A 23,094-nucleotide genomic window follows, 5' to 3' on the forward strand; every position below is an offset into this window, starting at 1 on the left:
TCCAAAACGCGACAGCGATTGTCAGTTCCGATAAAGCAGCGCGCCTGAAATCGATTCACGATAGTGAAAAGACAACAGGAGCGCACCATGCTGAACACACCCGCCGACAAATACCAGCCTTACCCCACCCTTTCGTTGCCCGACCGCCGCTGGCCGGAGCAGATTATTACCCGCGCCCCGCGCTGGCTCTCGACCGACTTACGCGACGGTAACCAGGCGCTGGCCGAGCCGATGGACAGCGCGCGCAAGCTGCAATTCTGGGATCTGCTGCTGAGCTGCGGGTTTAAAGAAATCGAAGTCGCCTTCCCGTCCGCCTCGCAGACGGACTTCAATTTTGTGCGTCAGTTGATTGAGGAGAACCGCATCCCGGATGACGTCACCATTCAGGTGTTAACGCAGGCGCGGGACGATCTTATCCGTCGCACTTTCGACTCCCTGCGCGGCGCGAAGCAGGCCACCGTTCACCTGTATAACGCCACCGCCCCGCTGTTCCGCCGTCTGGTATTCGGCATGGAGAAAGCGCAAATCGTCGAGCTGGCGACGCGCGCGACGCGCCTGATTCGTCAGCTGTGTGAAGAGAACCCTGACACCTGCTGGCAGTACGAGTACTCCCCGGAAACCTTCTGCTTTACCGAACCGGAGTTTGCGCTGGAGATTTGTGAAGCCGTGGCGGAGATCTGGCAGCCGTGCGCGGCGCGTCCGATGATCGTCAACCTGCCCGCTACCGTCGAGGTGAGCACGCCGAACGTCTATGCCGACCAGATCGAGTATTTCTGCCGCCACTTCAGCCGCCGCAGTGACGTCTGTATCAGCGTGCACCCGCATAACGATCGCGGTACCGGCGTCGCCAGCGCAGAGCTGGCCGTCATGGCCGGGGCTGACCGCGTGGAGGGCTGCCTGTTTGGTAACGGTGAGCGCACGGGCAACGTCTGCCTGGTGACGCTGGCGATGAACCTCTACAGCCAGGGCATTAGCCCGAATCTGGATTTCAGTGATATGAATCGGGTGGTTGAAACGGTAGAAACCTGCAACCAGCTGCCCGTCCATCCGCGCCATCCGTGGGCGGGTCGTCTGGCTTACACCGCCTTCTCCGGCTCGCACCAGGATGCCATCAAGAAAGGTTTCGATGCCCGTAAGCCTGGCGAACGCTGGGAGATGCCCTATCTGCCCGTCGACCCGCAGGATATTGGCTGTACCTATGAAGCGGTGATCCGCGTGAACAGCCAGTCAGGAAAAAGCGGAAGCGCCTGGCTTATTGAGCAAAACCACGGCCTGAAATTGCCTCGCGCCCTGCAACAGGATTTTAGCCAGCACGTGCAGCAGGAAACGGATAACCATGGAAAAGAGATGACGCAGAATGCGCTCTGGCAGCTGTTCCGCGCCCGCTACGGCCTGGTGGCGAGCCCGCCATTAGCGCTGCAATCGTACCGCAGCGACAGCCAGCAGGACGGCCAGCTGCGGCTGACGGCAAGCGTCGCCACGCAAGGGGGCACCCGCCAGCTGGAAGGCCAGGGAAACGGTTTGCTCTCCGCCGCCGCTCACGGCTTAAGCCGCTGGATCAACGCACCGTTTGTGATCAAGGATTATCACGAACATACGTTAGGCGAACGCAGCGACAGCCGCTCGGTGGCCTATATCCGCTGCCTGTTCCAGGATGGGACCAGCCGCTGGGGCGTGGGCATCGACAGCGACGTGGCACGCGCGTCGATTCAGGCGCTTTTAAACGCGGTCAGTCGTTCCTGAAGTAATCGCTGGGTGAGAGACCCATTACCCGGCGAAACATTGCCGTAAAGGCGCTGTGGCTGCCATACCCCAGATCCAGCGCCACGCGTAATACCGGCTGGCCCTGTGCCAGCCGCACTAAGGCTTCCAGCAGTCGCGCCCTTCTCACCCACTCGCCGTAGCTCAGGCCTGTCTGCTGCTGAAAATGGCGGTTCAGCGTGCGTTCGCTCATCCCCACAATACCTGCGGCCTGGGCGCTGCTCCAGCTTTCTCCCGGGGCCATTCGAATCTGCTGGCAGAGGTGGCGCAGCGCTTCGCTTTCCGGCTCGGGCAGGTGAAACGGCAGTACCGGCATGAGGCGAATTTCATCGAGGATCAGTTCATAAACACGTTCATCGCGGCTTCCGGGTGCGTAAGATTCAGGAAGCGTAAGGGAGGTCAGGATCAGCTCGCGCAGCAGGGGCGAGATCTGCACGATCTGGCAGGTCGCCGGAAGATCGGCGCGCGCCAGCGGGTCGATAAACAGCGTGCGGGCAGCAACGTTGCCGGTGATGCGCAAGGCGTGCTGCGTACCCGCAGGTAGCCAGACGCCGCGACCGGGCGGCACCACCCAGCAGCCGGATGCGGTATCGACCCGCACGACGCCGGTGAGGCTGTGCAGGAGCTGCGCGCAGTCGTGCTGATGCCACGGCTCGCTGTCGCCATGAGCATAATCATGCGAAAACGGCACAAGCGGGCGATGGGTAAAGGAGAAGGTGGTGGTTGTCGTCATCAGGATTGTAGGCCCGGTCAGCGAAGCGCCACCGGGCATCCACAGGCACGATACTAAATGTGCAGTTCCTGAAGTTTTTCTTTTGGCAGGGCCAGCTCGTCATTGCTGTTTACACGAACATCACGTTCGATGATATGACGGGCAATCTCCTGAGCTTCTTCCAGAGAGTGCATCTGGTAAGTGCCGCACTGGTAAACGTTCAGCTCAGGGATCTGGTTCTGCTCTTTCACCTTCAGTACGTCTTCCATCGCCGCTTTCCACGCATCCGCGACGCGTTTCTCATCAGGCTGACCAATCAGGCTCATGTAGAAACCGGTGCGGCAGCCCATCGGAGAGATATCGATAATCTCCACGCCGTTGCCGTTCAGGTGGTCGCGCATGAATCCGGCGAACAGGTGTTCCAGCGTGTGAATGCCTTTCTCTGGCATCACTTCTTTATTGGGCACGCAGAAGCGCAGGTCGAAAACGGTGATCGTGTCGCCGTGCGGCGTGTTCATGGTCTTCGCCACGCGGACTGCTGGTGCTTCCATACGGGTATGGTCGACAGTAAAGCTATCTAATAACGGCATACGTCACCTCCGATAGTGATTTTTTTAAAATAAACTGAACTCTTCTACAGAATGCGCGTCTGAGTATATGAAAGACGCGCATTTGTTATCATCATCCCTGAATTCAGAGATGTATATTTTGGCCACAGCGATGTGGCCTTTTTCTTTTGGTTCAGGCCTGCTTCGCCAGAAACGCCTCAAACGACTCCGTATCCGCCGCTTCGACCTCTTTCTGACGCACAACGGACGCATCACGCTCTGTCACAAAATCCGCTTCGCTCAGGATCTCTAACGGCTCCTGCATCAGCATCTCACGGTACTCCGCTGAGAGTGAACGCCCTGTGCCACCAATTCCCTGCTCAATCATAGAACGCAGAATACGTGCTGAGAATGTCAGTTCCGGGTTATCAAAGCTTTCAACCAGTTCGTCGCAGACCTTCTGGTAAGCTTCGCCGCCGTACACGCTGTCCAGCGTCTGGGCTACGCGCTTCAGGTCATGGAACAGATCCTTCCCTACCTTAGACAGTGGGAACTGAGCCGTTTCACAGCCAATACCTAACGTCAGACCCGGCTTGCGCCCTTCCAGAATCACGCGATTCCAGTTGGCACGGGTACACAGCAGTTCGTCGGAACTCATTTCCGGCGCATCCGCCAGTACGCACCAGACCATAAACAGGTCAAGGAAGCGAACCTGCTGCTCGTCAACGCCAATCGGTGAGAACGGGTTGATATCCAGCGAGCGCACTTCAATGTATTCGATCCCGCCGCGCTGTAGCGCATCCGACGGCGTTTCACCGCTGCGCGTCACGCGCTTCGGACGAATCGGCGCATACAGTTCATTTTCAATCTGCAACACGTTGGTGTTAATTTGCAGGCGCTTGCCGTCTTTTTCGAGGCCGATTTTTTCGTACTCTTCAGACGGGGTTTTAATCGCCCGCTTCAAGCCTGCCACATATTCGTGCAGATCGTTAAACGTAATTCCGAGATTGCTTTGCGATTTATTGGTATAGCCAAGGTCGCTCAGGCGCAGGGAGGTCGCATACGGCAGGTAATACATGCCACATTCGGTCTTCTCGAACGGCAGCGTGGTCGGTTTCCCTTGCAGGAACGATGAACAGATGGCCGGGGACGCGCCGAACAGATACGGAATAACCCAGCCAAAACGGTAGTAGTTGCGGATCAGGCGGAAGTAGCCCGCGGAGATCGCTTCTTTATCCGTTTCACCGCATTTCGCCTGCCAGAACGCCATCGGCAGAGAGAAATTGTAGTGCACGCCAGAGATCGTCTGCATCAGTGCGCCGTAGCGATTTTTCAGTCCTTCGCGATACAGCGTTTTCAGCCGACCAATATTCGAGGTGCCGTACTGCGCCAGCTCGATATCCTGCCCCTGCTCGATATAGCACGGCATGCTGAGCGGCCACATACGCTCGTCGCCAAGATTGCGGGCGGTGAAGCGATGCACGTCGCGCATGATCGTCAGCATATGATCAATATCACCGTCTACTGGCGTGATGAACTCCAGCAGCGCTTCGGCGAAATCGGTTGTGATCCATTTATGTGTCAGCGCCGAGCCTAACGCCTTCGGGTGTCCCGTAGTCGCTAAGCTACCATCCGCATTTACGCGCAGCGTTTCGCGCTCAAGCCCACGCTGAATCCCCTTCAGTGCCTGAGGGTGATTTTCCAGCCAGGCCAGCGCCTGTGATACGTCCGGGATCAATTTGACCTCCCGCCTGTCAAAAAATTGTCACTCAGCATAATTGTAATGGTTGACGATTGAAGGTCGCGAATTCATTCCACCAATTAGTGCCACCACGTCATACCCTGTAGTGTTACCCATGCCAGTAAAACATAGCGTAACGCCTTGCCAAGGCACAAAAAAAAGAGCACCGGTCCCCAGGAAATGCGCATCCATCCCGCCAGCAGACACAGTAAATCGCCTATTACAGGCATCCAGCTTAATAACAGCGTGGCAGCGCCATAGCGTTTTAGCCAGCCCACTGCCTTTTCCTGCCAGCGAGATTTTTCGCGTAGCGGAAAGAAACGTCCAAGAATAACGTTAGTCAGCCCTCCAAGGCTATTACCCATTGTTGCTATTAAGACCAGCAACCAGGGCTGACTTACGCCGGACAACAGCATCGCCACCAGCACCACTTCCGAATTCCCCGGTAAGAGGGTGGAGCTTAAAAAACTGCTGGCGAATAATGAAGCGAGTGACAGCGCGTCACTCACAGTAAGCGAACGTCCACCGCCGCCATTCCGGCATCACGCGCGGCCTGAATGCCAAAATCAGCATCTTCAAACACCACGCATTTTGCAGGTGGAACACCCATTAATTCTGCACAGAGCAGGAAGGTATCCGGTGCGGGTTTGTGATGTTTAACATGATCGGCGGCAACGACGGCAGAAAAATAGTGGCGCAGGCCAAGGTGGTTGAGTAGCGCTTCAGCAATCGCGCTCTCGCTGCCCGTACCGACAGACATAGGACGACGCCCGTGCCACTCCTTGACGACGTCAATGAGTGGTAAAGGCTGCACGGTGTCTAACAGTATGGCTTTTACCGCGTCGGTTTTTTCACGCGCGAGCTGATGCGGGTCGAGATCGGCCTGATTCAGCTCAATCACGGCCTGTGCGATACGCCAGGTGGGCGATCCATTGAGGGCAATCATCGCCTGTAAATCGAAACGCATACCGTAACGGCCCAGGACTTCGGTCCAGGCCTGACGATGCGTGGGTTCGGTATCCAGGAGGGTGCCGTCCATGTCGAAGATCAAACCGTCATACTGTGCGTACATCGTGCTCTCGCTAAACGATTAACAAAGCATTACTTTATCGTAAAAGGGGATTTTTGTCGCTGACAGAGAGAGTGATTGCTGACGAAACGTCGAAGGAATAAACAAAGGGGGAGAATATGGTGCATCCGGGAGGATTCGAACCTCCGACCGCTCGGTTCGTAGCCGAGTACTCTATCCAGCTGAGCTACGGATGCATCGGGATTTACTGCTGTACTTCTCGATACTCATATCACTTCAAAAGCAATATGAAGTAAAAAATGGTGCATCCGGGAGGATTCGAACCTCCGACCGCTCGGTTCGTAGCCGAGTACTCTATCCAGCTGAGCTACGGATGCATCGGGATTTACTGCTGTACTTCTCGATACTCATATCACTTCAAAAGCAATATGAAGTAAAAAATGGTGCATCCGGGAGGATTCGAACCTCCGACCGCTCGGTTCGTAGCCGAGTACTCTATCCAGCTGAGCTACGGATGCATCGGGATTTACTACTGTACTGCTCGATATTCATATCACTTCGAAAGCAATATGAAGTAATAGATGGTGCATCCGGGAGGATTCGAACCTCCGACCGCTCGGTTCGTAGCCGAGTACTCTATCCAGCTGAGCTACGGATGCAAAATGGCGGTGAGGCGGGGATTCGAACCCCGGATGCAGCTTTTGACCGCATACTCCCTTAGCAGGGGAGCGCCTTCAGCCTCTCGGCCACCTCACCACACAACGCCTCTTTCGAGTGCTTCGAGCAACTCGTTAAGAGCTTCTCGTCGCTGCGTGGCGCATATATTACTTTCTGGGACTTATAAGTCAAACAATTTTCCACATGCTTTTTTCGTTTGCACAATTCGCACCCAATTCGCATGTAAAAGCCGCAAAGAGAGTGTTTTATAAGCGGATTTTGCAGGCATCTTCACAGAATTGTGTTGAGAGAAGCGCGTCTTTTGGATGAGATAAGATTATGAGAGTGGTCAAAAACGAAGCGTTTGAAATAGAACGGTAACTTTATGCAGGAAAAATAGCAGGAGGGTTGCGTCTCGCCCGACAGCGAGACGCGACAATATCAGTAACTGGACTGCTGGGATTTTTCAGCCTGGATACGCTGGTAGATCTCTTCACGGTGGACAGATACTTCTTTAGGAGCGTTAACACCAATACGTACCTGGTTACCCTTTACCCCTAAAACTGTCACGGTGACCTCATCCCCAATCATGAGGGTCTCACCAACTCGACGAGTCAGAATCAGCATTCTTTGCTCCTTGAAAGATTAAAAGAGTCGGGTCTCTTGTATCCCGGCATTATCCATCATATAACGCCAAAAAGTAAGCGATGACAAACACGTAAAGTGTAAGCAGTCACGGCATCACATTCTGTTAAACGTAAGTTTAGCCGATATACACAAACTCAACCTGACTTTATCGTTATCGATAGCGCAGTGAGCAAGACGCCATAACGTTACCGCTATGGCGTCTGCTTGTGCTTTGTAGTTATTACAGTTTCGCGCTTACCCAGCTTTCAACGCTGGCTAATGCCGCGGGAAGTGCCGCCGCATCCGTACCACCGGCTTGCGCCATGTCCGGACGACCGCCACCTTTGCCACCCACCTGCTGGGCGACCATGCCAATCAGTTCCCCTGCTTTAACACGATCCGTCACATCCTTAGAGACGCCCGCAATCAGAGAAACCTTACCCTCTGCGACCGTTGCCAGCACGATAACCGTCGAACCAAGCTGGTTCTTCAGATCGTCGACCATGGTACGCAGCATCTTAGGCTCAACGCCCGCCAGATCGCTGACCAGCAGTTTGACGCCCTTAATGTCTACCGCTTTGCTGGAGAGGTTTGCGCTCTCCTGCGCCGCAGCCTGTTCTTTCAGCTGCTGGAGTTCTTTTTCCAGCTGACGGGTACGATCCAGCGCGACACGCACTTTTTCGCCCAGGTTCTGACTATCGCCTTTCAGCAGCTGCGCGATCTCGTGCAGCTGGTCGCTCTGCGCATGCAGGCTGGCAATCGCGCCTTCCCCGGTCACCGCCTCAATACGGCGCACGCCTGCCGCCGTCCCCGACTCGGAAACGATGCGGAACAAGCCGATGTCACCGGTGCGGGATGCGTGAGTACCGCCACACAGTTCGGTAGAGAAGTCGCCCATGCTCAGCACGCGAACGCGGTCGTCATATTTCTCGCCAAACAGCGCCATCGCACCTTTCTTCTTCGCTGCCTCGAGATCCATGATGTGGGTTTCGATTGGCAGGTTACGGCGGATCTGGGCATTCACCAGGTCTTCCACCGCACGAATTTCAGACGGCTTCATCGCTTCAAAATGCGAGAAGTCGAAACGCAGCACTTTGTCATTAACCAGAGAACCTTTCTGTGCAACGTGCGTACCCAGCACTTCGCGCAGGGCGGCGTGCATCAGGTGGGTTGCCGAGTGGTTCAGACGAATGCGCGCGCGGCGAGCCTCGTCAACGTTGGCCTGAACGCCCTCGCCCACTTTCAGAGAGCCGGAAACCAGTTTGCCCTGGTGACCAATTGCCTGACCGTATTTCTGGGTATCGCTTACGCTGAAGCTGAAGCCATTGCCTTTCAGTTCGCCTTTATCGCCAACCTGGCCGCCCGATTCCGCATAGAACGGCGTTTTATCCAGGATAACAACCGCTTCCTGGCCCGCGCTAATGCTGTCTACGGCTTTACCGTCAACAAACAGCGCGGTTACGTTGCTGGTCAGGGCCAGCTCTTCGTAGCCTTTAAATTCAGACGCGCTATCAACGCGGATCATCGCGTTGTAGTCCGCGCCAAAACCGCTGGATTCACGCGCACGACGACGCTGCTCTTCCATTGCGGCTTCAAAGCCTGCTTCGTCAACTTTGATGTTGCGCTCGCGGCAAACGTCCGCGGTCAGGTCAACCGGGAAGCCGTAGGTGTCGTACAGGCGGAAAGCGGTTTCGCCATCCAGCGTGTCGCCCTTGAGTTTCGCCAGCTCGTCGTCCAGCAGCGCCAGACCGCGCTCCAGCGTACGGGCAAACTGCTCTTCTTCGGTTTTCAGAACCTGTTCAACCTGCGCCTGCTGGCGTTTCAGCTCATCGCCGGCAGAGCCCATCACGCCAATCAGTGGCCCAACGAGTTTATAGAAGAAGGTGTCCTTCGCGCCCAGCATGTTGCCATGGCGGATCGCACGACGAATGATACGACGCAGCACATAGCCACGGTTTTCATTCGACGGGATAACGCCGTCAGCAATCAGGAACGCACAGGAACGAATATGGTCTGCGATAACGCGCAGTGATTTGTTGCTCAGATCGGTTGCGCCCGTTACCTCAGCAACGGCTTTGATCAGGGTGCTGAACAGGTCAATCTCATAGTTGGAGTTAACGTGTTGCAGAACGGCCGCGATACGCTCAAGGCCCATACCGGTATCTACGGACGGTTTTGGCAGCGGCTCCATGGTGCCGTCGGCCTGACGGTTGAACTGCATGAAGACGATGTTCCAGATCTCAATGTAGCGATCGCCATCTTCTTCCGCGCTTCCCGGAGGGCCGCCCCAGATGTGGTCGCCATGATCGTAGAAGATCTCGGTGCACGGACCACAAGGGCCGGTGTCGCCCATCTGCCAGAAGTTATCAGACGCGTAAGGCGCGCCTTTGTTGTCACCGATACGGATGATACGTTCGCGCGGGATACCCACTTCTTTTTCCCAGATGTCGAACGCTTCGTCATCGGTCTCATACACGGTCACCCACAGACGCTCTTTCGGCAGATTGAACCAGTTTTCACCGGTCAGCAGTTCCCACGCGTATTGAATGGCGTCGTGTTTGAAATAGTCGCCGAAGCTGAAGTTACCCAGCATTTCGAAGAAGGTGTGGTGGCGCGCGGTGTAACCGACGTTTTCCAGATCGTTGTGTTTACCGCCCGCACGCACGCAACGCTGTGAGGTTGTGGCGCGGGAATAATTACGCTTGTCGAGACCAAGGAACACATCCTTGAACTGGTTCATCCCGGCGTTGGTAAACAGCAGAGTCGGGTCATTGTTCGGTACCAGGGAGCTGCTGGCAACAACCTGGTGTCCCTTACTATGGAAAAAATCGAGAAACGCCTGACGGATCTCAGCGGTGCTCTTGCTCATAATTATCCTGAAATCAAGCTAACGAAATGTCGCAGCAGATCTGTATCTGTAAACAGTTGGACGGACCAGCTACTGGAAAAAGTGGGAATAAGATAAGTTTTCTTTAGTGGGAAGTAAAATCCCGCATGCGTTCAATCGGTAAAATTACGCCAGATATCCTGAATATCTTCCATCAGGAAGCCGCGGTAGAGCAAAAAGCGCTGGATTTTAACTTTTTCTGAAAATTCACGCGGCAGCGGCTCACCGTACTTTCGTACCGCCTGCTCACGCGCCAGTTCGCACCAGTCAATTTCACTTTCGCGCATGGCTTTTTCAATCAATTCACGGGCTACCCCTTTCTGGTTCAGCTCCTGGCGGATACGCGCTGGCCCATAGCCTTTACGACCACGGCTGGCAAGAAAGCGAGCGGCAAAACGGCCGTCATCCAGATAGTGATGCTCGTAGCACCAGGCAACCACGCGGTCATAATCTTCCGCGGTGGCATCAATGTCTTCCGGACCGTTTTTGCTCATGACGGGCGCTGACAGTTTCCGCCGCAGCTCCTGTTCGCTATGGTCACGCACGGCAAGAATACGCACGGCCCGATCCAGCAAGCGTGAGTAGGCTGGTCGGCGTGATGTCGGTTCACTCATAAAAAACCTGTCGATTCAGAAATGCAAAAAGGGCCGCATCAGCAGCCCTTCATTTTTATCCGAGAGGATTAAAAGTCTTCGTTGGTTTCTTCAGCGTCCGCGCCGTCGACCACGAAATCAGGTTTAGAGTCCTGGTTGTTCAGCAGGAGTTCACGCACCTTCTTCTCAATCTCTTTCGCCGCCGCCGGGTTCTCTTTCAGCCAGGAGATAGCATTCGCTTTACCCTGACCAATCTTGTCACCGTTGTAGCTGTACCATGCGCCCGCTTTTTCAATCAGCTTCTCTTTCACGCCCAGGTCAACCAGCTCGCCGAGGAAGTTGATACCTTCGCCGTAGAGGATCTGGAACTCAGCCTGTTTGAACGGTGCTGCGATTTTGTTCTTCACAACCTTCACGCGGGTTTCGCTACCGACTACGTTATCCCCTTCTTTCACCGCACCGATACGGCGGATATCCAGACGGACAGAAGCGTAGAATTTCAGAGCGTTACCGCCGGTGGTGGTTTCCGGGTTACCGAACATTACACCAATTTTCATACGGATCTGGTTGATGAAGATCAGCAGCGTATTGGACTGCTTCAGGTTACCCGCCAGCTTACGCATCGCCTGGCTCATCATACGTGCCGCGAGGCCCATGTGAGAGTCACCGATTTCACCTTCAATTTCCGCTTTTGGCGTCAGCGCCGCAACGGAGTCGACGATGATCACGTCAACCGCACCTGAGCGCGCCAGCGCGTCACAAATTTCCAGTGCCTGCTCGCCGGTGTCCGGCTGGGAGCACAGCAGGTTGTCGATATCAACGCCCAGTTTACGGGCATAGACCGGGTCCAGCGCGTGCTCGGCATCGATAAACGCACAGGTTTTACCTTCGCGCTGTGCCGCCGCAACAACCTGCAACGTCAGGGTAGTTTTACCCGAGGATTCCGGACCGTAGATTTCTACGATACGGCCCATCGGCAAACCGCCAGCGCCCAGTGCGATATCAAGAGAAAGCGAACCAGTGGAGATAGTTTCCACATCCATGGAACGGTCTTCACCCAGGCGCATGATGGAGCCTTTACCGAATTGCTTTTCGATCTGGCCCAGTGCTGCCGCCAACGCTTTCTGTTTGTTTTCGTCGATAGCCATTATTACTCCTGTCATGCCGGGAGAAGCAACTGCGCTTCACCATGGACTTCTGTTCTGTTGAGGCAATTATACTGTATAGTCATACAGTATCAAGTATTTTGTAGAAATTGTTGCCAGAGCGTTTTTAACGCGTATTCCGTTGCCTGACGACGCACGCTTTCGCGGTCGCCGCTGAAGCATTCCCGGCGGGTGATCCCTTCACCTTTTGAGGTGGCAAAGCCAAACCAGACGGTGCCGACAGGCTTCACGTCGCTGCCGCCGTCCGGCCCCGCGATACCGCTGATGGAGATAGCGTAATCTGCGCGCGCCTCTTTCAGCGCGCCAATCGCCATCTCGATCACCACCGGCTCGCTGACCGCGCCATGCTGCTCAAGCGTGGCTTCACGCACGCCGATCATCTGCGCTTTCGCCTCGTTACTGTAGGTCACAAAGCCGCGTTCAAACCAGGCGGAACTGCCAGCAATATCGGTAATTGCTTTCGCCACCCAGCCGCCGGTGCAGGATTCTGCGGTCGTGAGAGTCGCGCCGCGCTGTTTCAGCGCCAGCCCCACCACTTCGCTTAGCTGCATCAATTCATGGTCAGTCATTCTCGCTCCAGGCCTTAGAAAAACATGCAGCACAAGATAGCACTTTCTCATCAAATATGGGGATGCGCGTCGGGTTTTACGAGGGGGCTTCAGAAAAAAGCCGATGCGGACGCATCGGCCAGAGAGACGCTTATTTCATGCTGTTAGCGAGGGTGTCCACATTGTGGCGAAACGCCTTGACGTAGGTGTCCGCCACGCCGCCCTTCGCGGACAGCGCTTCCGGGTAAAGTTCACCGCCCGGCCGGGCGCCCGTGGCGGTCGCAATCTGCTTCACCAGGCGTGGGTCAAGCTGGTTTTCCATAAACCAGGTTTTCACGCCGTCAGCTTTAATCTGATTGATGATCTCCGCTACCTGCGCCGCGCTGGCTTCACTCTCAGACGACAGCCCCTGCGGCGCCATAAACGTCACGCCGTAGGCGCGGCTGAAATAGCCGAAGGCGTCGTGGCTGGTCAGCACTTTGCGCTTCGCCTGTGGGATGTCGCTGAAACGCTTTTTAGCCCAACCGTCCAGCTGAGAGAGCTGCGCAATATAGGGTTTACCGGTAGCTTCAAGCGCCGCCGTATCTTCAGGATCGGCCTTCACCAGCCCTGAGAGAATATTTTGCGCATACAGCGCGCCGTTCGCCGCGCTGTTCCACGCGTGCGGATCGGTCACGGTTTTACCGTCCTCTTCCAGCGTGTGCGTTTTCACGCCGTCCGAAGCAACCACCAGCTGGCCTTTGAATCCGGAGGCTTTCACCAGACGGTCGAGCCAACCCTCCAGCCCCAGCCCATTGACCACCACCACGTCAGCTTTACTCAGCGCCGCGCTGTCTTTGGGCGAGGGTTCGAAAGTATGGGGATCACCGTCCGGCCCCACCAGCGTCGTCACCTTTACACGATCGCCGCCAACCTGCTGCGTGATGTCTCCCAGGATGGAAAAGCTGGTCACCACATTAAGCGTTTTCGCCATTACGCCGTGCGTCATCATGCCGAGCGCGAGCGCCACGGCTAACCCTGTACGTTTCATCGTTTCCCCTTGCGTTAAAAAAGCGCCCGCAGGCTATCCGCCAGCCTGCTGCGCGTGCCAAATAAAACTGAAATAAAGAACAATGCGCTGGCGGTCAGCACAATGGAGGGCCCGGCGGGCAGACTCACTGCCCAGGAAAGGCTTAAGCCCAGCCACGCGCAAAAAATACCGCTGATACCCGCCATCAAAAGTAACCCTGGCAGTGTGCGCACCCAGCAGCGTGCCGCCACGGCGGGTAACATCATCAGCCCGACGGCCATCAGCGTGCCGAGCACCTGAAAACCGGCTACCAGGTTGAGCACCAGCAGCGCCAGAAACAGACCGTGTAACATCCCGGGCAGCCAGCGCGCGTTCACCTGCAACCACGCGGTATCAAACGCTTCGCTGACCAGCCCCCGATAAAAAATCGCCAGCGTGAGGAGCGTGAACATGCAAACGCCCGTCACGAACAGGGCTGACGCGCTATCCACGGCGAGAATGGAGCCAAACAGAAGATGAAGCAGATCGACATTTGAACCGCGCAGCGACACCAGCGTGACGCCCAGCGCCAGCGAGCCCAGGTAAAACCCCGCGAAGCTGGCATCCTCTTTAAGCGGCGTGCGGCGGCTGACCAGCCCGGCCACCAGCGCAACGGCGATCCCGGCAATAAACCCGCCGACAGTCATTGCCAGCAGCGACATCCCGCTGAGCAGATAGCCCACCGCGACACCCGGCAAAATGGCGTGAGAAAGGGCGTCCCCCATCAGGCTCATCCGACGCAGCTGAAGAAATACGCCCAGCGCAGTGGTGCTGACGGAGAGCGCCAGGCAAACCACCAGCGCGCGCCGCATAAAGCCGTACTCAATAAACGGCTGGAAGAAGAGATGCCAGATCATGCCACCCTCACCCGCTCGGTTTTCCAGTGCGGCGTATCAGCATCCAGCCGCAGCGTTTGTGGGAAGTGGCGCGAGACGCGTTCGCTGTCGTGCAGTACCGCCAGCAGGGTCTGCCCCTGCATATACATCTCCAGCATCAGATCCATCAGCACGTTGCAGGTCGCTTCATCGACGCCGGTGAAAGGCTCATCCAGCATTACCAGCGGCGCCTGCTGCACCAAAACGCGGGCAAACAGCATGCGCTGAAACTGGCCGCCGGAAAGTTCATCTATGGTAGAGAACGCCATGGACTCCAGCCCCACGCGCTCCAGCGCGCCAGCAATGCGCATGCGGGTATCCCGACGAAAACCGGCAAACAGAGAGATTGCTGGCCAGCAGCCCATACTCACCACGTCCTGCACGGTCAGAGGAAATTGCGCCTCCAGCGCGTGACGCTGCGCCAGCCAGCCCACCACCGGACGTCTCCCCTGCCAGCGAAACGTACCGCTGACGGGCGGAATAAAGCCGGCGAGCGTTTTCAGCAGCGTGGATTTGCCGCAGCCGTTGGCCCCGACGATGGCGGTCATGCTCCCGCGTTCAATCACGCCGGACAGCGCGCGCGTAACGGGCTGGCGATCGTAACCCGCCACCAGGTCGTTCATCACGATCATGGCAACGCCACCGCCCAGCGCACGGCCAGGCCGAGAAACAGAATGAGCACCAGCGCCAGCAGCAGCCGAACCGGGGATGAGAGAGAAAACAGGGACATGGATATCTCAATTCAAAAATAATGTTATAACATAACAATAATGAAAGTCGATTAAGATGTAAACGGTGGGAGTGAAATGGGAGTGTGGCGAAATGTTTCTGCAAACTTCCCTCTCCCGTGGGAGAGGGTCAGGGTGAGGGCATCAGGCCGCACCGTGCATGCAGCCATGCCGGGTGGCGGCGTTGCCTTAACCGGCCTACCCGTCAGGGTAACTTACTGGCTAAACGGTGACGCTGCCGGCACACGCGCCTGAGACACCGCCAGCCCCAGCTGCCACACCGCCATCGCATAGTGCGTGCTGTGGTTGTAGCGGGTAATGGTGTAGAAGTTCGGCAGCCCGAACCAGTACTGATAACCGGTTCCGACATCCAGGCGCAGCAGGCTCACCTGGTCAACATTGCCCAGCGGCTGAGACGGCGTTAAGCCTGCCGCTGCCAGCTGCGCTACGCTGTATTTGGTTTTAAATCCGTTTTCCAGACCAAACGCCTCGCCGTTCGCCTGCACCGCCACCTGGCCGCCCGGCGTCCAGCCATGCGCTTTGAAGTAGTTGGCCACGCTGCCAATGGCGTCTTCGGGATCCCACAGGTTGATGTGACCATCCCCGTTAAAATCTACCGCGTACTGCTTATAGGAGGACGGCATAAACTGGCCGTAGCCCATTGCCCCGGCGAACGACCCTTTCAGATCGAGCGGATCGTCCTGTTCGTCTCGCGCCATCAGCAGGAAGGTTTCCAGCTCGGAAGAGAAATAGTCGGCGCGGCGCGGGTAGTTGAAGGAGAGCGTCGCCAGCGCATCGAGGATGCGGGTTTTACCCATAATGCGTCCCCAGCGGGTCTCGACCCCAATAATACCGACGATGATCTCCGGCGGCACGCCATAGACCTGCCACGCACGGTTCAGGGCGTCTTCATACTGATTCCAGAACACCACACCATTCTGCACGTTGTCCGGGGTAATAAACTGTTTGCGATAGCGCAGCCACGCGCCGTTTGGCCCGGTCGGCACCTGGGCTGTCGGCGCCTGCCTGTCCATCAGGCGCAGCACGTAGTCCAGACGCTTCGCCTGAGACAAAATGGCATGCAGCTGCTGGCGGTCAAAACCGTGCTTGCTCACCATTTTATCGATGAACTGTTCGGCCGCAGGGTTATTCGCGAAGTCGCCGCCCATCTGCATCATATTGTGCTGCGGCTCCAGCAGGAATCCTCCGGAAGGCGCGCCCGCCGTTGGCTGAGCGGCTTCGGTCTTGGGTTTGCTACTACAGGCGGACAGGAGAATAAGCGCAGGCAACAGCGCTGCATAACGACGCTTGAACATGTGGCATCCATTTAACGAGTTCGGTAAGAACCCAGTATGGTAAAGCATCCCCAACTCCTCAAGGAAGCGGTACGCCCCCCCTCAGCGCAAATCCGCGCTTTTTTCCACCAAAAATTATTCACCTCACCAATAAACTTTCAAAATAATACATTTTTCTTTCATTGTGAGATCTGATTAACACTTTAAAACCTTTCAAAGTGATTATTATTAGCCGCAGATAGACAAAAACAAACGCCCTACAGGAGAGAAGAATGATAGAAACCATCACCCACGGCGCCGAGTGGTTCATCGGGCTGTTTCAGAAAGGCGGCGAGGTATTCACCGGCATGGTGACCGGGATCCTGCCCCTGCTGATCAGCCTGCTGGTGATCATGAACGCCCTGATTAACTTTATCGGCCAGCAGCGTATTGAACGCTTCGCCCAGCGCTGTGCCGGCAATCCGCTGTCCCGCTACCTGATCCTGCCCTTCATCGGCACCTTTGTGTTCTGCAACCCGATGACCTTAAGCCTCGGCCGCTTTATGCCAGAGAAGTACAAGCCGAGTTATTACGCCGCCGCCTCCTACAGCTGCCATTCAATGAACGGCCTGTTCCCGCACATTAACCCCGGCGAGCTGTTTGTTTACCTCGGGATTGCCAGCGGTCTCACTACGCTGGGACTGCCGCTCGGCCCGCTGGCGGTGAGCTATCTGCTGGTCGGCCTGGTCACCAACTTCTTCCGCGGCTGGGTGACGGACCTCACCACCGCCATTTTTGAGAAAAAAATGGGCATCCAGCTTGATGAGAAAGTCCATCTTTCAGGAGCCACAGCATGAACCGGATCCGCATAGAGAAAGGCACGGGCGGCTGGGGCGGCCCGCTGGAGTTCGACGCCACCGAAGGCAAAAAGATCGTCTACATCACCGCGGGCACGCGCCCGGCGATCGTCGACAGGCTGCGCGAGCTGACCGGCTGGGAAGCGGTCGACGGCTTCAAGGAAGGCGAGCCGCCGGAAGCGGAAATCGGCGTGGCGGTAATCGACTGCGGCGGCACGCTGCGCTGCGGCATCTACCCGAAGCGCCGCATTCCGACGGTGAATATTCACTCCACGGGCAAATCAGGCCCGCTGGCGCAGTACATCCTTGAGGACATTTATGTCTCGGGCGTGAAGGAGGACAACATCACGCTGGTGAATGGCACACCCGCGCCGCAAAAAGCAGCCCCGCGCGAGTACGACACCAGCAAAAAAATCACCGAGCAGAGCGACGGCCTGCTGGCGAAGGTCGGGATGGGGATGGGGTCCGCCGTGGCGGTGCTGTTCCAGTCCGGGCGCGACACCATCGACACGGTGCTGAAAACCATTCTGCCGTTTATGGCGTTCGTCTCAGCGCTGATCGGCATCATCATGGCCTCCGGCCTCGGCGACTGGATTGCCCACGGCCTCGCCCCGCTCGCCAGCCACCCGCTCGGCCTGGTGACGCTGGCGCTGATCTGCTCCTTCCCGCTGCTGTCGCCGTTTCTTGGCCCGGGCGCGGTGATTGCCCAGGTCATCGGCGTGCTGATTGGCGTGCAGATTGGTCTGGGGAATATTCCACCGCACCTCGCCCTGCCCGCCCTGTTTGCCATTAACGCTCAGGCGGCGTGCGACTTCATCCCCGTCGGGCTGTCGCTGGCGGAAGCGCGCCAGGAGACCGTGCGCGTGGGCGTCCCCTCCGTGCTGGTGAGCCGCTTCCTGACGGGCGCGCCAACGGTGCTAATTGCCTGGTTTGTCTCCGGCTTTATTTATCAATAAGAGGTTCCTGCCATGACCGTGATTTACCAGACCACCATTACCCGCATCGGCCAGAGCGCGGCCGATGCGCTGAGCGACCAGATGCTGATCACCTTCCGCGAAGGCGCCCCGGCAGATATCGAAGAGTTTTGCTTTATCCACTGCCACGGCGAGTTAAACGGCGAGCTGAAGGCCGGTGGCCAGCTGGAGCTGGGCAAGGCGCGCTATGCCGTAACCGCCGTCGGTGACGTCGCCGAGCAAAACCTGCGCGAGCTGGGGCACATCACCTTGCGTTTCGACGGCCAGCCGCGGGCGGAGTATCCCGGCACGGTTCACGTTGAGGGGCCGGTTCCGCAGGCTGTCACCCCAGGCTGCACGTTAAAATTTATTTCGTAATAAAGGAGAGACACATGAGTCAGGTTGCCGTTGTCATTGGTGGGGGACAAACCTTAGGCGAGTTCCTCTGCCATGGGCTTGCCGCAGAGGGCTACCGCGTGGCGGTCGTGGATATTCAGAGTGAGAAAGCCGCCCGCGTAGCGGACGCCATCAACACCGAATTTGGCGAAGGGATGGCGTATGGATTTGGCGCCGACGCCACCAGCGAGCAGAGCGTGATGGCGCTGGCCCGCGGCGTGGATGAGATTTTTGGTCGCACCGATCTGCTGGTCTACAGCGCGGGGATTGCGAAAGCGGCCTTTATCAGCGATTTCGAACTGGGGGATTTTGATCGCTCGTTGCAGGTGAATCTGGTGGGCTATTTCCTCTGCGCCCGCGAATTTTCCCGTCTGATGATCCGCGACGGTATTCAGGGTCGCATCATTCAGATCAACTCAAAATCGGGGAAAGTGGGCAGCAAGCACAACTCCGGCTACAGCGCGGCGAAGTTTGGCGGCGTCGGGCTGACGCAGTCTCTGGCGCTGGATCTGGCCGAATACGGCATAACCGTGCACGCGCTGATGCTGGGTAACCTGCTGAAATCCCCGATGTTCCAGTCCCTGCTGCCGCAGTATGCCGCCAAACTTGGCATCAAAGCGGAGGATGTCGAACAGTACTACATCGACAAAGTGCCGCTGAAGCGCGGGTGCGATTATCAGGACGTGCTGAACATGCTGCTGTTTTACGCCAGCCCGAAAGCCTCGTACTGCACCGGGCAGTCGATTAACGTTACCGGTGGGCAGGTGATGTTCTGAGTTCATTCCCCGGTGGCGCTGCGCTTACCGGGGTTACAATCCCCGTAGGCCGGGTAAGACGCACCCGGCAGTTAAGGAGCCGATATGGTCACTGCACTCATCACCGTCGCCGCCCTCGCCTGGCTTTGCCAGATGGCGTTTGGCGGCTGGCAAATCCGTCAGTTTAACCGCGCCTTTGATGCCCTGTGTCAGAAGGGACGCGTGGGCGTCGGGCGTTCCGGGGGACGCTTCAAACCGCGGGTTGTCGTCGCTGTTGCGCTGGATGAAAACAATATGGTTTGCGATTCCCTCATCATGCGCGGCGTAACGGTGTTTGCCCGTCCGACCAAAATCCAGGCGATCGACGGCATTTCGCTGCATGAATTACAACCTGATGTGATCTTCCCCCATGATTCACTCTGTCAGAATGCACTATCATTAGCGCTTAATCTGAAACATGGATAATTTCGTTGTGAAAGTTATAAACTTGCGGAATTATCATTTCGCAACGTAAGGAACGAAGCGCCTATGAAACCACGTCAGCGGCAGGCGGCCATACTTGAGCATCTGCAAAAGCAGGGAAAGTGCTCGGTAGAGGATCTGGCCCACTACTTTGACACCACCGGCACGACAATACGCAAGGACCTGGTGTTGCTCGAAAACTCCGGCGCCGTCATTCGTACCTACGGCGGCGTGGTGCTCAATAAAGACGAAGCCGACCCGCCTATCGACCACAAAACGCTGATCAATACTCACCAGAAAGCGCTGATTGCCGAAGCCGCCGTCAAATTTATCCAGGACGGCGATTCCATTATCCTCGACGCAGGCAGTACCGTCCTACAGATGATCCCGCTGCTCAGCCGCTTTAATAACATCACCGTGATGACCAACAGCCTGCACATCGTCAATGCCCTGTCAGAGTTCGACAGCGAGCAGACCATCCTGATGCCCGGTGGCACCTTCCGTAAAAAATCCGCGTCGTTTCACGGGCAGCTGGCGGAGAATGCCTTCGACCACTTCAGCTTCGATAAGCTGTTTATGGGCACGGACGGCATCGACCTCAACGCGGGCGTGACCACCTTCAACGAGGTGTTCAGCGTCAGCAAAGCGATGTGCAACGCCGCGCGGGAAGTGATTTTGATGGCGGACTCGTCGAAATTTGGCCGTAAAAGCCCCAACATTGTCTGTAGCCTTGAAAGCGTCGATAAGCTGATTACCGACGCAGGTATCGATCCGGCATTTAAAAAAGCGCTGGAAGCGAAGGGCATCGACGTGATCGTAACCGGAGAGAAAAATGAGTGATTTTCTGTTAAACGCAGGCCGTCAGACCCTGCTGCTGGAGCTACAGGAAGCCAGCCGCCTGCCGGAGCGTCTGGGTGAGGATTTTGTTCGTGCAGCCAACACCATTATCCACTGCGAGGGCAAAGTGATCGTGGCGGGTATCGGTAAATCCGGTCATATCGGCAAGAAGATTGCCGCGACGCTTGCCAGCACCGGCACCCCGGCGTTCTTCGTGCATCCTGCCGAAGCGCTGCACGGCGATCTGGGGATGATCGAAAGCCGCGACGTGATGCTGTTTATCTCCTACTCCGGTTCAGCCAAAGAGCTGGATCTCATCATCCCTCGCCTGCAAGAAAAATCGGTGGCCCTGTTAGCGATGACCGGCAAATCCCGTTCGCCGCTGGCGCTGGCCGCGAAAGCAACGCTGGATATTTCCGTTGAGCGCGAAGCCTGTCCGATGCACCTGGCACCGACCTCCAGCACCGTCAACACGCTGATGATGGGCGACGCCCTGGCGATGGCGGTGATGCAGGCGCGCGGTTTTAATGAGGAAGATTTCGCCCGCTCCCATCCTGCGGGCGCGCTTGGGGCTCGTCTGCTCAACAAAGTTCACCACCTGATGCGCACGGACGATGCCATTCCTCAGGTCAAACTCGACACCAGCGTGATGGACGCCATGCTGGAGCTGAGCCGCACCGGGCTGGGGCTGGTTGCGGTATGCGACAATGACCGCCAGGTGAAGGGCGTCTTCACCGACGGCGACCTGCGCCGCTGGCTGGTGGGCGGCGGCAAGCTGGAGGCGCGGGTATCCGAAGCAATGACCCAGGGCGGGCTGACGCTGAATGCCGACAGCCGCGCGATTGAAGCCAAAGAGGTGCTGATGAAGCGCAAAATCACCGCCGCGCCGGTGGTGGACGAGCACGGCAGGCTGTGCGGCGCGATCAACCTGCAAGACTTCTACCAGGCGGGGATTATTTAACCCTTCAGCCCCAGACGTTTCGCCAGCCTGTGAAGGTTGGCGACGTCCATCTCCAGCGCCCGCGCGCACGCCGCCCAGCTGCGGTTATTCTGCTCCAGCGCGCGGGCGATCATCTGACGCTGGAACGCATCCGTCGCCTCGCGCAGGTTTTCGTTCACGCTCTCAGGTATCACCGGCTTCACGGGCGGCATCGTTTCCTCATGCAGCGCGAAATGGCGCGCATGAATAACCACTTCATCCCCCGAACGCGTTGCCCGCGCCAGCACCACCGCGCGGTGGATCGCATGTTCCAGCTCACGCACGTTACCCGGCCAGCCGTAGCTCAGAAGGTGCGTCCTCGCGCCAGGACTTAGCACCACGCGGGAAAGCCCCATTTTGAGCCGACACTGTTCGCAGAAAAAGCCCGCCAGCAGAACCACATCCTCGCCCCGCTCGCGCAGCGGCGGCACCGTGAGCGGGAACACGCTCAGACGGTGGAACAGATCGGCGCGGAAATTCCCCGCCAGCACCTCTTCGCGCAGATCGCGGTTCGTCGCCGCCAGCACGCGCACATCCACGCGTAAGCTGCGATCGTCTCCCACGCGTTGAATATCGCCATACTGCAACACCCGCAGCAGTTTGGCCTGGAGCGAAAGGGAGAGTTCGCCAATTTCATCGAGGAACAGCGTGCCGTTATCAGCCATTTCGAACTTGCCGCTGCGGTTGCTGATCGCCCCGGTAAAGGCCCCTTTGACGTGTCCGAACAGCTCGCTTTCCGCCACGCTTTCCGGCAACGCCGCGCAGTTGAGATAGACCAGCGGATTCACCGCACGGGGCGAGGCTTCGTGGATCGCTTTTGCCACCAGCTCTTTACCGGTGCCGGTCTCCCCGAAGATCAGCACGTTCAAATCAGACGCGGCGACAATCTCAATCTCTTTTTTGAGCTGCGCCATGCCCGGCGAAAGGCCGATCATTTCGGTGTGCGCCACCTGCTCAAACGCCGTCGGGCTACCCGGAAGAATATTCTGGCTCTCCAGCTGTTCTATCAGCAGGGCGTTGTTCAGCGCCCCGGCCGCCAGCGCGGCAATCAGCCGTAGCTCTTCGTCGCTGAAGGTATCGAACTGATCAGGCGACATGCCGTCGAGGGTTAACGCGCCAATCAGGTTCTGCCCGGCAAACAGAGGCAGGCCGATACAGGCGTGCACCTTCAGGCTCTCCTGTCCGGGGATCAGGCCGTCGTAAGGATCGGGCAGATCGCTGTCTGCCGGGAAACGCACCACGTCACCCGCGCGGGCGATGGTTTCCAGACGCGGGTGGCCCTCCAGGGTAAAGCGCCGCCCGAGTACGTCCTTCGCCAGACCGTCGATAGCCAGCGGAATAAACTGCCGCCCTTCGTAACGCAGCAGCGCCGACGCATCGCAATCCAGCACGTGGCGCAACGTGGAGATCAGCCGCTGAAAGCGGTCCTGATGACCAATACCGGTTTGCAGTTCTATGGCGATCTTCGCCAGCACATCTACGGAAAAGCTCATCTCTGCCTCACTGTCATTTTGACAATACATAATGTCATATTGACAATTTTTAAGATAGTCAAAATGACTACCCATTAGGGGGCATCGAAACGAAAACACATTATTTTCAACAATTTAAAAAGTTGGCACGCAACTTGATATATGACAGTCATCTTATTTGAAAACGC

23 protein-coding genes and 5 tRNA genes are annotated in these 23,094 nt (G+C 57.1%); 8 read left to right on the forward strand and 20 right to left on the reverse strand.

Annotated elements, in window-relative coordinates; translation table 11 throughout:
* Positions 1–87: 87 nt before the first annotated feature.
* Complete coding sequence (gene leuA / locus ACJTMZ_RS09200) at positions 88–1,743, forward strand: 2-isopropylmalate synthase (protein WP_196261491.1); 1,656 nt, start codon at positions 88–90, stop codon at positions 1,741–1,743.
* Here the strand turns inward: leuA and ACJTMZ_RS09205 are convergent.
* The 19 genes from ACJTMZ_RS09205 to mltB form a co-directional block, all read right to left on the reverse strand.
* Positions 1,730–2,494, reverse strand: coding sequence for a helix-turn-helix domain-containing protein (locus ACJTMZ_RS09205; protein WP_003862181.1), 765 nt, complete (start codon positions 2,492–2,494; stop codon positions 1,730–1,732). The genes leuA and ACJTMZ_RS09205 overlap by 14 nt on opposite strands.
* A 53-nt stretch (positions 2,495–2,547) precedes the next feature.
* The gene (gene luxS, locus ACJTMZ_RS09210; RefSeq protein WP_017382778.1) at positions 2,548–3,063 is read right to left on the reverse strand and encodes an S-ribosylhomocysteine lyase; all 516 of its coding nucleotides are present in this window, start codon (positions 3,061–3,063) and stop codon (positions 2,548–2,550) included.
* A gap of 151 nt (positions 3,064–3,214) precedes the next feature.
* Positions 3,215–4,759 carry a glutamate--cysteine ligase gene (gshA, locus tag ACJTMZ_RS09215; protein ID WP_045331244.1) on the reverse strand — a complete coding sequence of 515 codons (1,545 nt, stop codon included), beginning with the start codon at positions 4,757–4,759 and terminating at the stop codon, positions 3,215–3,217.
* An 83-nt stretch (positions 4,760–4,842) separates the two neighbouring features.
* Positions 4,843–5,271 carry a YqaA family protein gene (locus ACJTMZ_RS09220; protein WP_017692791.1) on the reverse strand — a complete coding sequence of 143 codons (429 nt, stop codon included), beginning with the start codon at positions 5,269–5,271 and terminating at the stop codon, positions 4,843–4,845.
* Positions 5,268–5,834: a fructose-1-phosphate/6-phosphogluconate phosphatase gene (gene yqaB, locus ACJTMZ_RS09225; protein ID WP_015571665.1), complete on the reverse strand. Its 567-nt coding sequence runs from the start codon at positions 5,832–5,834 to the stop codon at positions 5,268–5,270. The genes ACJTMZ_RS09220 and yqaB overlap by 4 nt, the downstream gene beginning before the upstream one ends.
* A gap of 117 nt (positions 5,835–5,951) precedes the next feature.
* A tRNA-Arg gene (locus ACJTMZ_RS09230) sits at positions 5,952–6,028 on the reverse strand.
* A 64-nt stretch (positions 6,029–6,092) separates the two neighbouring features.
* Positions 6,093–6,169: transfer RNA gene (locus ACJTMZ_RS09235), tRNA-Arg, on the reverse strand.
* A gap of 64 nt (positions 6,170–6,233) precedes the next feature.
* Positions 6,234–6,310 (reverse strand) — tRNA-Arg (locus tag ACJTMZ_RS09240).
* 64 nt (positions 6,311–6,374) lie between these two features.
* Positions 6,375–6,451, reverse strand: a tRNA-Arg gene (locus ACJTMZ_RS09245).
* Between the two features lie 4 nt (positions 6,452–6,455).
* Positions 6,456–6,548, reverse strand: a tRNA-Ser gene (locus tag ACJTMZ_RS09250).
* A gap of 342 nt (positions 6,549–6,890) precedes the next feature.
* A complete protein-coding gene (csrA, locus tag ACJTMZ_RS09255) occupies positions 6,891–7,076 on the reverse strand; it encodes a carbon storage regulator CsrA (RefSeq protein ID WP_000906486.1) in 186 nt (61 codons plus the stop codon).
* Positions 7,077–7,317: 241 nt separating this feature from the next.
* Positions 7,318–9,945: an alanine--tRNA ligase gene (gene alaS, locus ACJTMZ_RS09260; protein ID WP_015571666.1), complete on the reverse strand. Its 2,628-nt coding sequence runs from the start codon at positions 9,943–9,945 to the stop codon at positions 7,318–7,320.
* A gap of 131 nt (positions 9,946–10,076) precedes the next feature.
* Positions 10,077–10,577, reverse strand: a complete 501-nt coding sequence (gene recX / locus ACJTMZ_RS09265) for a recombination regulator RecX (protein ID WP_040118023.1) — start codon at positions 10,575–10,577, stop codon at positions 10,077–10,079.
* A 68-nt stretch (positions 10,578–10,645) separates the two neighbouring features.
* Entirely contained in the window at positions 10,646–11,704 is a 1,059-nt protein-coding gene (gene recA, locus ACJTMZ_RS09270) for a recombinase RecA (RefSeq protein ID WP_015571667.1), read from the reverse strand.
* 89 nt (positions 11,705–11,793) lie between these two features.
* Positions 11,794–12,291: a nicotinamide-nucleotide amidase gene (gene pncC, locus ACJTMZ_RS09275; protein ID WP_003862172.1), complete on the reverse strand. Its 498-nt coding sequence runs from the start codon at positions 12,289–12,291 to the stop codon at positions 11,794–11,796.
* Between the two features lie 130 nt (positions 12,292–12,421).
* The gene (locus ACJTMZ_RS09280) at positions 12,422–13,300 is read right to left on the reverse strand and encodes a metal ABC transporter substrate-binding protein (protein ID WP_045615820.1); all 879 of its coding nucleotides are present in this window, start codon (positions 13,298–13,300) and stop codon (positions 12,422–12,424) included.
* A 14-nt stretch (positions 13,301–13,314) separates the two neighbouring features.
* Positions 13,315–14,175, reverse strand: coding sequence for a metal ABC transporter permease (locus ACJTMZ_RS09285; RefSeq protein WP_015571669.1), 861 nt, complete (start codon positions 14,173–14,175; stop codon positions 13,315–13,317).
* Complete coding sequence (locus ACJTMZ_RS09290; protein ID WP_017382783.1) at positions 14,172–14,825, reverse strand: metal ABC transporter ATP-binding protein; 654 nt, start codon at positions 14,823–14,825, stop codon at positions 14,172–14,174. The genes ACJTMZ_RS09285 and ACJTMZ_RS09290 overlap by 4 nt, the downstream gene beginning before the upstream one ends.
* Positions 14,826–15,136: 311 nt before the next feature.
* A complete protein-coding gene (gene mltB / locus ACJTMZ_RS09295; protein ID WP_180255630.1) occupies positions 15,137–16,237 on the reverse strand; it encodes a lytic murein transglycosylase B in 1,101 nt (366 codons plus the stop codon).
* Positions 16,238–16,488: 251 nt separating this feature from the next.
* Here mltB and srlA point away from each other — a divergent pair, with 251 nt between their 5' ends.
* From srlA to gutQ, 7 genes are all read left to right on the forward strand, one after another.
* On the forward strand, positions 16,489–17,052 hold the full coding sequence (gene srlA / locus ACJTMZ_RS09300; RefSeq protein WP_045344506.1) for a PTS glucitol/sorbitol transporter subunit IIC: 564 nt from the start codon (positions 16,489–16,491) through the stop codon (positions 17,050–17,052).
* Positions 17,049–18,008: a glucitol/sorbitol-specific PTS transporter subunit IIBC gene (locus tag ACJTMZ_RS09305; protein ID WP_252010963.1), complete on the forward strand. Its 960-nt coding sequence runs from the start codon at positions 17,049–17,051 to the stop codon at positions 18,006–18,008. The genes srlA and ACJTMZ_RS09305 overlap by 4 nt, the downstream gene beginning before the upstream one ends.
* Positions 18,009–18,020: 12 nt before the next feature.
* On the forward strand, positions 18,021–18,383 hold the full coding sequence (gene srlB / locus ACJTMZ_RS09310; RefSeq protein ID WP_017692786.1) for a PTS glucitol/sorbitol transporter subunit IIA: 363 nt from the start codon (positions 18,021–18,023) through the stop codon (positions 18,381–18,383).
* Between the two features lie 14 nt (positions 18,384–18,397).
* A complete protein-coding gene (gene srlD / locus ACJTMZ_RS09315; protein WP_017382786.1) occupies positions 18,398–19,177 on the forward strand; it encodes a sorbitol-6-phosphate dehydrogenase in 780 nt (259 codons plus the stop codon).
* Between the two features lie 84 nt (positions 19,178–19,261).
* On the forward strand, positions 19,262–19,621 hold the full coding sequence (gutM, locus tag ACJTMZ_RS09320) for a transcriptional regulator GutM (RefSeq protein ID WP_015571675.1): 360 nt from the start codon (positions 19,262–19,264) through the stop codon (positions 19,619–19,621).
* Between the two features lie 63 nt (positions 19,622–19,684).
* Complete coding sequence (locus ACJTMZ_RS09325) at positions 19,685–20,458, forward strand: DNA-binding transcriptional repressor (RefSeq protein WP_015571676.1); 774 nt, start codon at positions 19,685–19,687, stop codon at positions 20,456–20,458.
* Positions 20,451–21,416: an arabinose-5-phosphate isomerase GutQ gene (gene gutQ, locus ACJTMZ_RS09330; protein WP_015571677.1), complete on the forward strand. Its 966-nt coding sequence runs from the start codon at positions 20,451–20,453 to the stop codon at positions 21,414–21,416. Before ACJTMZ_RS09325 ends, gutQ begins: the two co-directional genes overlap by 8 nt.
* Here the strand turns inward: gutQ and norR are convergent.
* Positions 21,413–22,927 (reverse strand): nitric oxide reductase transcriptional regulator NorR, encoded by a 1,515-nt coding sequence (norR, locus tag ACJTMZ_RS09335; protein WP_017382788.1) that lies wholly within the window; start codon positions 22,925–22,927, stop codon positions 21,413–21,415. The two genes, gutQ and norR, sit on opposite strands and share 4 nt — an antisense overlap.
* Between the last annotated feature and the right edge of the window lie 167 nt (positions 22,928–23,094).

The organism is Enterobacter sp. DN (assembly GCF_046054285.1).
In the GTDB taxonomy this organism is placed as follows: Bacteria; Pseudomonadota; Gammaproteobacteria; order Enterobacterales; family Enterobacteriaceae; genus Enterobacter; species Enterobacter hormaechei_C.

Excerpts from the sequence above, each read along its gene's own strand:
- leuA (WP_196261491.1), top strand. The coding sequence starts at position 88 with ATGCTGAACACACCCGCCGACAAATACCAGCCTTACCCCACCCTTTCG.
- ACJTMZ_RS09205 (WP_003862181.1), bottom strand. The coding sequence starts at position 2,494 with ATGACGACAACCACCACCTTCTCCTTTACCCATCGCCCGCTTGTGCCG.
- luxS (WP_017382778.1), bottom strand. The coding sequence starts at position 3,063 with ATGCCGTTATTAGATAGCTTTACTGTCGACCATACCCGTATGGAAGCA.
- yqaB (WP_015571665.1), bottom strand. The coding sequence starts at position 5,834 with ATGTACGCACAGTATGACGGTTTGATCTTCGACATGGACGGCACCCTC.
- csrA (WP_000906486.1), bottom strand. The coding sequence starts at position 7,076 with ATGCTGATTCTGACTCGTCGAGTTGGTGAGACCCTCATGATTGGGGAT.
- alaS (WP_015571666.1), bottom strand. The coding sequence starts at position 9,945 with ATGAGCAAGAGCACCGCTGAGATCCGTCAGGCGTTTCTCGATTTTTTC.
- recX (WP_040118023.1), bottom strand. The coding sequence starts at position 10,577 with ATGAGTGAACCGACATCACGCCGACCAGCCTACTCACGCTTGCTGGAT.
- recA (WP_015571667.1), bottom strand. The coding sequence starts at position 11,704 with ATGGCTATCGACGAAAACAAACAGAAAGCGTTGGCGGCAGCACTGGGC.
- pncC (WP_003862172.1), bottom strand. The coding sequence starts at position 12,291 with ATGACTGACCATGAATTGATGCAGCTAAGCGAAGTGGTGGGGCTGGCG.
- ACJTMZ_RS09280 (WP_045615820.1), bottom strand. The coding sequence starts at position 13,300 with ATGAAACGTACAGGGTTAGCCGTGGCGCTCGCGCTCGGCATGATGACG.
- ACJTMZ_RS09285 (WP_015571669.1), bottom strand. The coding sequence starts at position 14,175 with ATGATCTGGCATCTCTTCTTCCAGCCGTTTATTGAGTACGGCTTTATG.
- ACJTMZ_RS09290 (WP_017382783.1), bottom strand. The coding sequence starts at position 14,825 with ATGATCGTGATGAACGACCTGGTGGCGGGTTACGATCGCCAGCCCGTT.
- mltB (WP_180255630.1), bottom strand. The coding sequence starts at position 16,237 with ATGTTCAAGCGTCGTTATGCAGCGCTGTTGCCTGCGCTTATTCTCCTG.
- srlA (WP_045344506.1), top strand. The coding sequence starts at position 16,489 with ATGATAGAAACCATCACCCACGGCGCCGAGTGGTTCATCGGGCTGTTT.
- ACJTMZ_RS09305 (WP_252010963.1), top strand. The coding sequence starts at position 17,049 with ATGAACCGGATCCGCATAGAGAAAGGCACGGGCGGCTGGGGCGGCCCG.
- srlB (WP_017692786.1), top strand. The coding sequence starts at position 18,021 with ATGACCGTGATTTACCAGACCACCATTACCCGCATCGGCCAGAGCGCG.
- srlD (WP_017382786.1), top strand. The coding sequence starts at position 18,398 with ATGAGTCAGGTTGCCGTTGTCATTGGTGGGGGACAAACCTTAGGCGAG.
- gutM (WP_015571675.1), top strand. The coding sequence starts at position 19,262 with ATGGTCACTGCACTCATCACCGTCGCCGCCCTCGCCTGGCTTTGCCAG.
- ACJTMZ_RS09325 (WP_015571676.1), top strand. The coding sequence starts at position 19,685 with ATGAAACCACGTCAGCGGCAGGCGGCCATACTTGAGCATCTGCAAAAG.
- gutQ (WP_015571677.1), top strand. The coding sequence starts at position 20,451 with ATGAGTGATTTTCTGTTAAACGCAGGCCGTCAGACCCTGCTGCTGGAG.
- norR (WP_017382788.1), bottom strand. The coding sequence starts at position 22,927 with ATGAGCTTTTCCGTAGATGTGCTGGCGAAGATCGCCATAGAACTGCAA.